General features: G+C 44.4%; 12 protein-coding genes. 3 read left to right on the forward strand and 9 right to left on the reverse strand.

Translation table 11 applies throughout. The annotated features are described in order from the left end of the window. Positions 1 to 319: 319 nt before the first annotated feature. A complete protein-coding gene (locus MKY77_RS24635) occupies positions 320 to 1,261 on the reverse strand; it encodes a D-2-hydroxyacid dehydrogenase (protein ID WP_339148209.1) in 942 nt (313 codons plus the stop codon). A gap of 194 nt (positions 1,262 to 1,455) precedes the next feature. On the opposite strand from MKY77_RS24635, the gene MKY77_RS24640 reads away from it, so the two are divergent. The 3 genes from MKY77_RS24640 to MKY77_RS24650 all read left to right on the forward strand — a co-directional run bounded on the left by MKY77_RS24640 (position 1,456) and on the right by MKY77_RS24650 (position 5,057). Continuing rightward, complete coding sequence (locus tag MKY77_RS24640) at positions 1,456 to 2,436, forward strand: TAXI family TRAP transporter solute-binding subunit (protein ID WP_339148210.1); 981 nt, start codon at positions 1,456 to 1,458, stop codon at positions 2,434 to 2,436. A gap of 85 nt (positions 2,437 to 2,521) precedes the next feature. Then, positions 2,522 to 3,049, forward strand: coding sequence for a DUF1850 domain-containing protein (locus MKY77_RS24645; protein WP_339148211.1), 528 nt, complete (start codon positions 2,522 to 2,524; stop codon positions 3,047 to 3,049). Continuing rightward, positions 3,042 to 5,057 carry a TRAP transporter permease gene (locus MKY77_RS24650; protein WP_339148212.1) on the forward strand — a complete coding sequence of 672 codons (2,016 nt, stop codon included), beginning with the start codon at positions 3,042 to 3,044 and terminating at the stop codon, positions 5,055 to 5,057. Before MKY77_RS24645 ends, MKY77_RS24650 begins: the two co-directional genes overlap by 8 nt. A 362-nt stretch (positions 5,058 to 5,419) precedes the next feature. Here MKY77_RS24650 and MKY77_RS24655 read toward each other — a convergent pair whose 3' ends face one another. From MKY77_RS24655 to MKY77_RS24690, 8 genes are all read right to left on the reverse strand, one after another. Then, a complete protein-coding gene (locus tag MKY77_RS24655) occupies positions 5,420 to 6,364 on the reverse strand; it encodes a biotin-dependent carboxyltransferase family protein (protein ID WP_339148213.1) in 945 nt (314 codons plus the stop codon). Beyond that, positions 6,357 to 7,133, reverse strand: a complete 777-nt coding sequence (locus MKY77_RS24660; RefSeq protein WP_339149913.1) for a 5-oxoprolinase subunit PxpA — start codon at positions 7,131 to 7,133, stop codon at positions 6,357 to 6,359. The genes MKY77_RS24655 and MKY77_RS24660 overlap by 8 nt, the downstream gene beginning before the upstream one ends. Further along, positions 7,108 to 7,866, reverse strand: a complete 759-nt coding sequence (pxpB, locus tag MKY77_RS24665) for a 5-oxoprolinase subunit PxpB (protein ID WP_339148214.1) — start codon at positions 7,864 to 7,866, stop codon at positions 7,108 to 7,110. Before pxpB ends, MKY77_RS24660 begins: the two co-directional genes overlap by 26 nt. Before the next feature lie 30 nt (positions 7,867 to 7,896). Further along, complete coding sequence (locus MKY77_RS24670; protein ID WP_339148215.1) at positions 7,897 to 9,126, reverse strand: NRAMP family divalent metal transporter; 1,230 nt, start codon at positions 9,124 to 9,126, stop codon at positions 7,897 to 7,899. A gap of 308 nt (positions 9,127 to 9,434) precedes the next feature. Then, positions 9,435 to 10,301, reverse strand: a complete 867-nt coding sequence (locus MKY77_RS24675; RefSeq protein WP_339148216.1) for a DegV family protein — start codon at positions 10,299 to 10,301, stop codon at positions 9,435 to 9,437. Between the two features lie 127 nt (positions 10,302 to 10,428). Then, the gene (locus MKY77_RS24680; protein ID WP_339148217.1) at positions 10,429 to 11,196 is read right to left on the reverse strand and encodes a YibE/F family protein; all 768 of its coding nucleotides are present in this window, start codon (positions 11,194 to 11,196) and stop codon (positions 10,429 to 10,431) included. Then, positions 11,193 to 12,314, reverse strand: coding sequence for a YibE/F family protein (locus MKY77_RS24685; RefSeq protein WP_339148218.1), 1,122 nt, complete (start codon positions 12,312 to 12,314; stop codon positions 11,193 to 11,195). The genes MKY77_RS24680 and MKY77_RS24685 overlap by 4 nt, the downstream gene beginning before the upstream one ends. Positions 12,315 to 12,488: 174 nt before the next feature. Continuing rightward, entirely contained in the window at positions 12,489 to 13,349 is an 861-nt protein-coding gene (locus tag MKY77_RS24690) for a pirin-like C-terminal cupin domain-containing protein (protein WP_339148219.1), read from the reverse strand. Positions 13,350 to 13,433 lie beyond the last annotated feature (84 nt).

The raw sequence follows: 13,433 nt of genomic DNA on the forward strand, positions 1-13,433 counted from the left end.
ACCTTTTTATCCTAGTTTTATAGAAGTTATCGACCGGATTTTATGGGATATCATGCACTATGGAAGGATTATCAGCCGGAGATGGTGAGATATTAACCATTTTCGGTGGGATATCAACCGGATTTGGTGGGATATCACCCACTTTGGGTGAAACATCAACCAACTCCAGCTGGATATCATGAAAATTTGAAATATATCATGAAATTTCGCAGGATATCAGGAATTCCCACGATATATCAGGAAATTTTAGATTTTATCAGGAAATCGCCAAAAAAACGCCATTACTCCTGCCGATAACCTCCCTCACTACCCCTACCCTTCAATACCCCCGCCCAACATTCACCGTATTCCGCAACTCACGACCGCTCTCTACACCCTCCAACGTCTCCAGAAAACAAGCCACCGCTTCTTCAGGCGTCGTAATCGCCGAAATATGTGGGGTGATCGTCACACCACGATGACTCCATAACCGACTCCCAACAGGTAATGGCTCTTCCTCAAATACATCTAAGACTGCCGCTTTAACGTTACGGCTATCCAATGCAGCCAATAAAGCATCATGGTCTACAGTCCCTCCTCTTCCTACGTTCAGGAACACCGCTTGATTCAGCTTTCCAAAGAATCCATCATCAAACAAACACTCCGTCTCCACAGTAAGAGGCAATGTATTTATCACATAGTCAGCTTCTCCGATACAACTATCTTCAATCCCACCCAAAGGCATCACCTTACAAAAGTGGCTCTTTTCCGTCCCACTGCGGGATACCCCGTACACCTTCACCCCAAAGTATGCAAGGATCCGCGCTACCTCCTGACCGATCTCCCCTGTCCCAAAAATGACCACCTTCACTTCCTTCAATGCCCTTGGAGCAAGCATCTTCCATTCCCCACGCCCCTGCTGATCACGAAAAGTATCGTGATGCTGTAAGTCTTTTAGCATATAACTAAGCGTGTACTCTCCGATTTTCTGCCCAAATGAAGTGATCGTTCTTGTTAGGAGCACATCTTCGGGCCAATTCCCCAGTGCCATGTATCGGTCTACCCCGGCGCCAAGCGAGTGTACCCACTTCACATTTCCAAATTGAAAGTTCACTGTCGGTTGAAACGCCACATAAGCATCTGCCCACTCTAAGTCCTCCCGGCTAATCACACTTTCAGGAATAAAACGCAGATCTCTTCCTTTCAACGCTTCACTAGAATCTAACAACGAATCTAACTCTTTTATCAACCTACCTGTAAAAAGGATATTATTTATTTTCATTAAAGAGCACTCCCCACTACTACGTTTTATCTATTCACTATTTTAGCATGGTAGAGTACAAGTGTAATAGCACACACTCCTCCGAAGAAGAGTGATTATAACAGAAAACCGCCTAAATACTGGATTCACATTTGATAAATCTCTGTAATGAATGTAAAATAGGAGATGTTAAAATTATTATTAGGGGGAGTTCGATGAAAAAGAATAGTTTCTTAGCCTTATCTATGGTTCTAGTATTATCCTTATTCTTGGCTGCATGTGGTGGTGGAGATAATGGTTCTGGCGGGGAAGGCGGCAGTGAAGATCCAAAGTTCTTAAGCATGCTTACTGGTGGAACAAGTGGTACATACTATCCGCTAGGTGGAGCAATGGCTAAAATTATCGGTGAGAAAACAGATATCCAGACTGACGCAGTTTCTTCCAATGCATCTGCGGATAATGTAATCGCTTTATCTGAAGGCGACGCAGAGCTTGCTTTCGTTCAAACGGATGTTATGGCTAATGCGGTAGAAGGCACAAACGCTTTTGAAGGAAAAGCTGTTGATAATGTTTTGGCTATTGGTTCTCTTTATCCGGAAACAATCCAAATCGTTACAAAGGCTGATTCTGGGATTTCCAGTGTAGAAGACCTAAAAGGTAAAACAGTATCTGTAGGTGCTCCTGGTTCTGGTACGTACATCAACGCACAACAAATCCTTGAAGTGCATGGCATGACAATGGACGATATCAATGCTCAAAACCTTGACTTCGGTGAGTCCACTGGTGGAATCCAGGATGGAAACATCGACGCTGCGTTCATCACTTCCGGAACACCAACTGGTGCGGTAGAAGGTCTATCTGCTACTACATCCGTTAGCATCGTTCCAATCGCTCAAGATAAAATTGATGAGCTAGTGGAAAAATATCCATACTATGCTGCTGATACAATTGAAGCTGGAACATACAACATGGAAAACGAAGTGACGACTGTCGCGGTCCTTGCAATGTTAGCTGTTTCTAAGGACCTTTCTGAGGACCTTGTTTATGAAATCACAAAAGCAATCTATGAAAACACTGGGGAAATTGCCCATGCCAAAGGTGAGTTCATCACCCTTGAAACGGCAACGGACGGAATCGGTATCGACTTCCACCCAGGTGCTGAGAAGTACTTTAAAGAAGAAGGTTTACTCGACTAATATCAGCTATAAGAATAGAGATTGGCCGACACTTGGTTCCACTTTGCTGTCGGTCCTTCTTTTTATTTTTTCTAGGTGGGTTAAGATGAAAAAAAGAATGCTTGCAATCATATTATCCTCTACCATCGTTTTGCTATTATCGATATTCTTCTTGGTCCCTTTGCGGACAGCATTGGTTTTCGATACGCAAAACACCGGACACATCCAAGCATACCTCCCCATAAATAAAGAGGACACCTTTCAAATCACCTTTACACATTCCATCCATTTAACGGATGTAGTGGAAAAATATATGGTGACAGATGACCTCCAAATCGTTCAAACCGAAATTGTCTATGAAGAATTCGGAATTGGCATGCCATCCAATGCGGAAGACGGGGAGGAATTTGTCTATGAAGATGGCAAATACCATATCAAAGATTTGAATAATGTCTTCTCCTCTATGAATATCCGAAATGGTAAAACCGTTTCCAAAAATCGACTTTCTTGGGGCCAAAACGGAGAAAAAATGATTTGGTTCAACGAATACTTTACTCCAGGAGACTGGTATAATGTAAGAGTCGAAAAATTGACATTATGGCAGTATATGAAAGGAATGAAAATTCATGAGTGATACAAACGCTAATAAGGACAAGGCATTGACGGCAGAAGAGCAAGAACAACTGCTTGAAAAGTACGATCCAGATGCGAAAACCCGGCACCTGACAGGTTACGCAGGAAAAGTGGTCTTTTTCATGTTGATCGCCTTTTCCCTTTTTCAACTTTACACAGGGATATTCGGCCAATTTACGGCATATATCCAACGTACTGTTCACTTGGGCTTTGCCCTTACACTGATCTTTCTGTTGTTCCCTGCCAGAAGAGGGGCACCGAAAAATAAGGTCGCTTGGTACGATTACATCCTTGTCGGATTGACCATTGTCGTCTGCGGATACTGGCCAGTATTTTATGACACGATGATCCAACAGATCGGCAGCATCAATTCCCAACAAGCGGTAATTGGTGGACTGGCCATCCTTTTGGTTATAGAAGCGACAAGGCGTGCTATCGGGCTACCGATCACCATCATCGCTACCGTATTTATGATTTACGCCTTATTCGGGCCATATATGCCTGGAATGCTTGCACATAGAGGTCTCAGCCTTAATCAATTTATTCAAAGTATGTTCTTTACGACAGAAGGAATTCTAGGAACACCGCTACAGGTATCATCTACCTATATTTTCTTATTCTTATTATTTGGTGCGTTCCTTGTTCAAACCGGAGTCGGAAACTACTTTAATGATTTGGCCATTTCCCTAGCAGGCAGAAGAACTGGTGGGCCTGCAAAGGTTGCCATTTTCTCCAGTGCCTTGCAAGGTACAATCTCTGGAAGCTCTGTTGCGAATACAGTTACAACTGGTTCCTACACCATTCCTTTGATGAAGCGACTGGGATACCACCGCAACTTTGCCGGAGCGGTAGAAGCAGCTTCTTCCACTGGTGGACAAATCATGCCACCAATCATGGGTGCTGCCGCTTTCTTGATGATCGAATTTGCAGGTGTGGCATACTGGGATATCGCCAAAGCCGCTACCATCCCAGCAATTCTATATTTCTCAGGAATCTGGATCATGACTCACCTGGAAGCGAAAAAGCAAGGCCTGCATGGCTTGCCAAAAGAAGAAATACCAAAGAAGCGTGAAGTATTAAAGAAGATTCACCTGTTATTACCTATACTAATCATCGTATTCCTTTTATTCCAAGGCTTCAGTATTGAACGTACTGCCCTACTTGGTATTTTAAGTACGATCATCGTAAGTATGTTCCGGAAAGATACGAGAATTAATTTAGAGAGATTCATTCTTGCACTGACAAATGGGGCACGTACCGCATTAGGTGTTGCTGCTGCCACAGCGTGTGCTGGTATCATCGTAGGGGTCGTGACGAAAACTGGACTTGGACTTAAAATGGGGAACAGCCTTGTAGGAATCGCTGCATCCATTACCTCCACTCCAACATTGCTATTGTTATTGACTCTATTCTTCACGATGATTGCTTCGATCATCTTGGGGATGGGTTCACCGACGACAGCCAATTATATTATTACATCGACGATTGCGCTACCTGCCATCATCGCATTGAATAACCAGCTAGAAGTTGCCATTCCGATTCTTGCTGCGCACATGTTCGTGTTCTACTTCGGAATTGTAGCCGATATCACTCCACCAGTAGCCCTTGCCGCCTTTGCTGCAACCGGGATATCCAAAGGGGAGCCGATACGTACCGGAATAAATGCCTCCAAGCTTGCCATTGCGGCATTTATCATCCCGTACATGTTTGTATTCCAGCCACAGCTGCTTATGATCGATACGACCATTCCGGAAGTTTCCTGGATACTTGTGACCTCCATTGTCGGGATGATCTCCATCGGTGCCGGCCTTATCGGTTTCTGGTACAGAAAGCTTCACTGGATCGAACGTATCATCACCGTTTCTACAGGGTTGCTTCTAATTTACCCTGAGGCCAATACAGATATCTTCGGATTCATCGCCTTTGGTGTGATGCTAGCTTTACAGATTTTCTGGAAGCGAGGCAACACAGGAAAAGGTACGGAGAAAGCTGTAGTGGAAGCGAAATAACATTTTTAATTTTTAAAAACCTGCCTCCGATTTGTTTGGGGGCAGGTTTTTTTTATGTGGTATGAAGGTCTTTTGTTAGTCTTTTTCAGTTTGGAATGAGATTCTACTAGTATATTAGGCCCTTTTGTTAAACTTCCTACTAATTTGAAGGTAATCTCGGAAGTCGAAGTGGCCCAAGTGCCAAGTTGATGCCAAAATGAAGCAAGTTCGTACCAAATTGAGGCAAGTTCGTGCCAAAACACCCTGAGTTCATGCCAAACCCTATATTTCCTTCTTCCACAGCTCCCCCAACGGCAAACACCCCAAACAAAAAAGCAGTAGGGCGCAATCTCCCCTACTGTGAATAATCCTCTAAACTCTTATTATGTCAACTTCTCCAGCACACTAAAAAACTTGGCCCTCTTCACATACAATGCTTGTGCTTCTTCCACAGAAACTTCCCTGAATCGAATCTGAGTTCCTGGCTGTGCCTGAGCCAGTAGCGGTATATCATAGGAAATGACGGTAGCAATCCTTGTATAACCGCCGGTTGTCTGCCTGTCGGCCATCAATAGTATCGGGCTTCCATCTGCAGGAACTTGTATCCCCCCAAGAGGGATCGCTTCTGAGATGATATCTGCCGATGTTTTGTGCTCGATTTTAGGCCCTTTTAGTCTATAGCCCATCCTATCCGATTGCGGGGTGACTTCATAAGTGGAGGAAAGGAATGTTTCCACAGATGATTCATGAAAGGCCTCAAGATGGGGCCCAAGGCATACCCTTATTTCCATCTCTTTATTGTAGGAAGGTATCTCTTGGGGATGGATGGATCGTCTGGTTCGTACACCAACATGACCTTCTCCGTATAGTACATCGTCCTTTTCCAGCCCCCGGCCGTTCAACCCGCCAATTTTCGCTTTTAAAAAGGTTGATTTACTTCCCATTACAACCGGGACATCGAATCCCCCGGCCACACAAATATAAGAACGGGCACCCTCTATTGGCTTCCCGAACTCAAGAAGCTCTCCCTTTTTCACCTTGAAACTCTTCCACATGGATACTTTTTTCCCATTGACCTTAGGAGATAAATTCCCACCGCATATGACAACGACAACATCCTCTAAAGCCTTTAGCTCTGGCCCCATGAAGGTGACTTCGAGTGCCGCCTCCCCTTTATCATTTCCGACCAAAAGGTTGCCTATCTGAAGGGCGTACTCATCCATCGCACCTGAAACAACCACCCCAAACTCCTGAAGTCCTGTCCGCCCTAAATCCTGAAAGGTTGTTAATAGCCCTGGTTTCATTACTTGAAACAGAGGTTTAGTCATGGATCTCCACCACCCCAAAGGCTTGGATCTCCACCTGTTCTTCCTCCAATTTCGCTCTTAACTTCCGAACAAACTCTAAGGCTTCCGGTTCATCTCCGTGCACACAGATGGTATCTGCTTGAATGGAAATGTCCTGGCCGTCTACGGCTTCCACCTTTCCATCCGTCACCATTCTCAGTACCCGCTCTACTGCAAGGTCTGAATCGTGTATCATGGCATCTGCATGGGACCTTGGAGTGAGTGTTCCATCAGGTTGATAGGTTCTATCGGCGAATACTTCCTGTGCCACTTTTAAGCCGACTTTTTCTCCTGCCCGGACGAGTTCACTTCCTGCCAAGCCGAATAAAATCAGGTTCGAATCGACTGTGTGTACCGCTTTTGCAATGGCCATAGCCACTTCACTATCTTTAGATGCCAAGTTATACAAGGCACCGTGCGGCTTCACATGATGAACGTGTGTCCCATATACTGTTGCAGCAGCCTGTATTGCTCCAATCTGATAGACTACAAGGTTGAAGATCTCTTCTCGGCTCATAAACATATCACGTCGGCCAAACCCCGCCAGGTCGGGGAATCCAGGGTGGGCCCCAATGGAAACTCCTAGCCCTGCAGCTGTCTTAACGGTTTCCATCAACACATTGTAGTCCCCGGCATGAAAACCGCAGGCAATGTTTGCAGACGAAATGTACTTCAGTACTTCCTGATCATTTCCGATGGTATACGCACCATAGCTTTCGCCTAAATCACTGTTCAGGTCGATGGTTTTCATCATGTCCTCCCCCTTTTTGATAGCTTTTCACCTTATATTCACCAAGCTTGATGGCTTCTTCTATCTCTTCATATTCTTTTTGTCCAATAGGAACGAAGCGGATATAAGCCCCAGCAGATAAAAGGATCGGGTCCTCCCTCTCTGGATCATAAAGCTTCACGGGCGTCTTCCCGATAACCTGCCATCCACCTGGAGTTTCTAAAGGGTAGACACCTGTTTGCTCCCCCGCTATTCCTACTGATCCAGCCTCGATTTTTGCCCTCGGATTTTCTCGTCTTGGTGTGGCAATATCTTTCGTCATTCCACCCAAGTAAGGAAAGCCTGGGACAAACCCCATCATGTATATAAGATAGGACTGGGCAGAATGGATAGAAACGACCTGATTTTCCGTCAATCCATTGCAGCTTGCCACCTCTGACAAATCAGGCCCGACCTCCCCTCCATACAGGACAGGGATTTCATAGACGATAGAGTCAGAGTTTACATCTTCCCTTTGTGATTGGTCTTGAATTTCCTCGAGCTTTTGGCACAAATCCTTATAGTTAATTTTATCCGGTTGATAGAATATAGTGAGCGTCGTATAGGCCGGCACCCACTCTATAATGCCTTCGATATCTTGCTTCCTAAGGTGATCCGCAAACAGTCTAATCTGATGATTCGTTTTTTCTGATATGTCGGACCCAAATAGAATCTGTATACCTGTATCCCCTAATGGGTGAAATTGGACTTTCAATTTGGCTCCCCTCCTCAAGTTCTGTCTATATTATGAGAACAGCTTCGGCACCTGGTTGATTAACGTGACCGCTGCCAAGTAAGCTGTTGCGATAAACACAACCGCACCAAAAATCGTCAACCACAACGGGTGTTTGTAATCCCCGACAATCTCTTTTTTGTAAGCTGCTATCAGTAGCGTTCCAAGTGCGACAGGTAAAATAAGTCCGTTAAACGCACCAGCCAAGATCAACAATAGAACTGGCTCGCCAATGAAAGCAAAAATAATCGTGGATACGACAATGAACCCAATGATGACCTTTGAGTTATTTCGATCAATCTTTTTAGACAATGTTCGTAAAAAAGAAACAGATGTATAAGCTGCCCCGACAACAGAGGTGATCCCCGCTGCCCAGAGCACTAGGCCGAACATTTTATAACCAACCATTCCCGCTGCCTCCATAAAAACGGATGCAGGTGGATTGTTTGGATCTAATTTAAAACCGGCGGCAACAACACCAAGCACGGCAAGGAACAAGAATATTCGCATGATAGAAGCGATGACAATTCCTGATACAGAACTCTTCGTCACATGATGCAGGTTTTCCTTTCCGCTGATTCCGGCATCCAATAGCCTGTGTCCACCAGCGAACGTGATATAGCCACCAACCGTTCCACCAACCAGGGTAATAATGGCAAAGACATCAATGGTTTCCGGCGCAAACGTACGGAAAACAGCCTCCCCTACAGGCGGATTACTTTGGAATGCCACATAAAGGGTGAGCAAAACCATCATCAATCCCAAATAACGAGCAATCTTGTCCATTGCCACTCCTGCCTCTTTGGATAGGAATATCCCTATGGCAATGGCAGCGGTGATGACGGCTCCAATTCGCACATCGATACCAAAAAGTACGTTCATTCCGAGGCCCGCCCCACCAATGTTACCTACGTTGAATGCAAGACCACCCAAGGCAACGGCAAAAGCGAGGAAATACCCAAGTCCAGGCAGGACCATATTGGCAATATCCTGCCCCCTTTTCTTGGAGACGGCGATAATTCTCCAAACATTTACCTGTACCCCAATATCCAAGATGATCGACATTAATATGACAAAACCGAAGCTTGCAAGAAGCTGTTCAGTAAATACAGCCGTTTGCGTTAAGAAACCCGGTCCGATGGCAGAAGCCCCCATCAGAAAGGCCGCTCCTAGCAGGACACTCCAGTTACTTTTCGTCGGTTTATGTAAATCATCGTAGCTGTTCTTCTGTTTTGAAGACATATATCGAAAACCCCCTTTGCCTTTATGATTTTATAAAATTTGAACTATTATTCCAATATACTAACCCTACCACAAAAGTCCGAAGGATAAAAATCCTCAAAAAGGCACTTTTATATCCCCTAGTAAAAAGTCGGCAATTGAACTTTTTACTGAGTATTTACTCAAGATATGCATGTAGCATATCTAGTATTGCGGGGAAAAGAGCACGAAAGGAAGGAGTATTACGGTTGGTTTAAAAATAAGTAAAAGCAACAAAGTTTACGAAGAAGCCTACAAAAAAACCACCGCTATGGGTGGCTTCACGTACATTATTTTTTCTCAACAAAGAACATGGAAAGGGCACCAAGTCCCACATGGGTACCAACAGAAACGCCCATCTGCATGATATGGATGGCACCGGTGAAATCCGTTTCCTTTTCTAGCTTCACTTTCAGGTTCTCGGCAATCTTTATGTCAGAAGTGTAGCCGATGATAATAAAGTCCGTCACTGTTTCATCATTACGCTTGATGAACTCCTCCACATAATGCTTGAGGACCCGTTTCAAGCCTCTTTCTTTCGCAACGATGGCGCCTTTCCCGTTTTTCATGGTCATAATCGGCTTAAGCATCAGCAGCTTTCCGAGGAATGCACTGGCATTTGAAAGCCTTCCACTTTTAATTAAATGATCCAGATCATCCACGGAAAGGAAGTGTTTCACATTGGTTTTATAGTTCTCATTAAAATCAATCAACTCTTGGAAGGAGGCGCCTTTCTCCCTCATCATCGCGCTCTTTAACAAAAGCCAGCCGCTTCCATGACTCATACACTTGGAATCTACCACATGAATCTTCACTGGTGAATCTGGATTTTCCTCAAAGAAATATCCTTTTGCCAATTCAGCTGATTGTTGGGATCCACTTGTCCCACTGGACATGCAAATGCAAAGTATTTCCTTGTAGCCGCTCTCGACGGCCTCCTTGATAATGGTCAGATACTCTACCGGACTAGGCATCCCTGTCGTCGGAAACTCTGAAAGGGCCTCCATCATGCCGTAAAATTCATCCGGTTCTATGTCAACTCTATCTTTAAAGGTCTTTCCCTCAATATTAATGCTCAATGGTGCCAAACTGATGTCATACATCTCTAGCACGTCGTTGGATAAATCACAAGTTGAATCTGCCATTAGTTTAATCATTCGGTTCCTCCAATAAAAAACATAGTGCCTTCATCTTAACTGAAAGGGCTTTAATAGACTATTCTTTTCAGGTAAATAGTTGGAGGGTAAAAAAAGGAAAAGAGGGAGGAATGATAAGCTTCTCCCTCTAATGTCCTACCTTATTCGTTTTCACTAAAACATACGCCGTAATCCAGGAAGCGATCGGAATCACAATGGCGATACCTGTCCCGGCACAAAGGATCGTGATCATCTCGGCACTGAACACTTTAGAATTGATGATTTGCCCGGTAGAATAGGACAGCTCCTTAAACCAGATAAGCAAGGCCAGATAGCCTCCAAAAAAGGCGAAAAAGATAGTGTTGGCACTTGTCCCTAGAATATCCCTTCCTATGCTCATACCGGACATAAACAGTTCTTTTCGGCTGATGTTCGGATTATGATGATGTATTTCACGCATGGGAGATGTGATGGAGATGGCAATATCAACAATGGCACCGATCGTGCTCATGATGATGACGGAAGCCCCAATTTTAACAAAATCTACTCCTAGATACATGGAATACATGCCCATCTCTTCTATTTCTTCTTCACTGAACCCCTGGATCATGGAATGTTTCGTGATAAAAGAAATAAAGAGTAGCATGATGATGATAGAGATGACCGTCGAAATAAATGCAATGGTTGTTTTGACGTTCCATTCATTAATATAAAACAGGCTGACACAGCTAATGATGATGCAGGCAATCAAGGTCAAGACAATAGGATTCGCATTGGGATCTGTCATAAACAGAATGGTCATAAAGAGCACACCGAAATTAACGAAGAGTGCGATGAAGGAACGCACCCCTTTTTTCCCACCAACAAGAACCATCAAGAGGAACAAGATCGCTGCAAGTACAACTAATACATTCATGCCCTCGCCCTCTTCCGGTTGACAAAAAATATCGACACATATAAACCGATTGGAATCGTCAGCACAATCCCTATTCCCCCAGCCAATGCCCTGGCAAGCTCTAAGGAAAGGTTAAGGGATAGGGTGTAGCCGAAAGGCGAAGCATTCATAAAATATAAAATCAAGATGGGAATAGAACCGCTCACATAAGCGAAGAACAAAATGTTGGTCATGGTTCCCATGATATCTTTTCCGATATCCATCCCAGATGCCACAAGTGCCTTTACCGATATGTTCGGCTTCTTTTCATATAAGCTGAAAATGGAAGAGGACATTGTGATGGCAATATCCATTACCGCACCGAGCGACCCCACCAAGATCCCAGCCATGAACACCACCTCAGGAGGCCGGGTTAAAAACTGCATGTCCTCATACCTTAATCCATTTCCGGAAGTTGCCCCGATAACGAGATAGGTGATGAACATTAATGCCAAGGTGCCCAGCAAGGTAGAAATGACCGCCGCATAGGACTTTTCATTCCGTCCATTAACCAGCAAGAGAGAAATGACCGTGAACAATATCGCACTGATGCCGCATATCAACACCAAGCTGATATTGGAGGATTTCATATAAATAGTTAATGCATAGGATAATAACATCGCGTTCACGACGAGACTTACGATCGAATATATTCCCTGTTTCTTTCCTACCAAAACTAACACCAAGACAAACAACCATGCCGTTAATAGAAGAAATTTATCCCGCTTCACGTCCTCTATGTTACCTTTTAGCATGGCACCCTCTTCTTGGGAGGATTGGAAGGAAACAAAAAGCTCATTACCAACTCGGTATTCCTGGTCGTACCCCCCGGAATTCGAATACTCATTTGTTAAAAAGATTTGCTCACCTTTGTGCTTTCCGTTTTGCAATTCCGCAATAACCTGCTGCCTGTACATGACATCTTCATTCTCATACATATCAACCAGCTCTGTCTGATCCTCAAGCTTTGTTTCCACTACTTTGGCTATTGGCCGGTCATAAAAGGAATGGTTATTTTGGACAAAGAAAAAGGAGGAGAACATGCAAATGGCTAAAATAAGGTAGAGGGATATATATTTTCGTTTAGTAGTGTTGAACATGTCCAACCTCATTTCCCTATTTGAACAGAATAGATATTAATTATATGGGATCAAATTACTGATTGTCGAAACGATACAGGTTAACGTTTCAAGCTCCCCTTCGCCTATAATATCTATATTTACCCTATCTATCAACCAACCTTTAAAAAATGTCCCTCTACTTCTTAAGAGTGTTTATTGGGAAGACGGCCCAAACCTTCCCATACGGTAGTCCTCAAACGCATCTTCTATCTCCGCCTCCGTATTCATCACAAATGGCCCCCTCGCAACAAGCGGCTCCCCAATAGGTTTCCCCGTATAGATTAGCATTTTCGACCGCTCCAAAGCCTTGATTTGAAGAACATCCGTCTCACCATCTTCCGCACTCTCCTCATAAGACAACAGCCCCGCCTCTGTCTTCCCTAATGTCACTTCTTCCTCCAATCCAAAACTCATCTTGCCTTGCAGCATGTAGATATGGCCGTTGTGATTCGCAGGCAACTCCAAGGAATATTGCTCTCCTGCTCGCAAGTAGATTTCAAACATATTAATAGGGACCAATGAGTTCATCGGACCTGTCACTCCCTCTACACTTCCCGAGTAAACCCGCAACGAACCACCGTCCACTTCCACCAAAGGAGCATCTTCCAAAAGAACATTCTGATACGAGGATTCCGTTTGCTTCAAGCTCTTCGGCAAATTCAACCAGAGTTGCAACGTGTGGATGACATCCTCATCGACCGCTTCCTCGGCATGGCGGGCACCGCTCCCCGCATTCATGTACTGGACATCCCCTGCGTGCAAGACAGAATGCCCGCCCTGGTTATCGGTATGCTCTAGCCTTCCATCGATCACATAGGTGATGGTCTGGAAGCCCCTGTGAGGGTGATCGGAGAAGGTCCCTCGTTTGAACCAATCATCCGCCATCAGGATGAACGGGTCATACTCATACATCCGGTCTGGAGGCAAAACCCACCCTTGCTGGACATGGGGATAACCTGGATTTTTATATTGCACCTTCCAATGGTCCCTGATAACTCGATTAGCCTTTTTCATAAAAAAACCTCCTTAGGATCTTGGATATTACTTTCAGCATACAGAAGTTGGAATCTCCAACTCAAGTTTCCGGCTTTAAAAGTA

Source organism: Sutcliffiella sp. FSL R7-0096 (assembly GCF_038595065.1).
GTDB lineage: Bacteria > Bacillota > Bacilli > Bacillales > Bacillaceae_I > Sutcliffiella_A.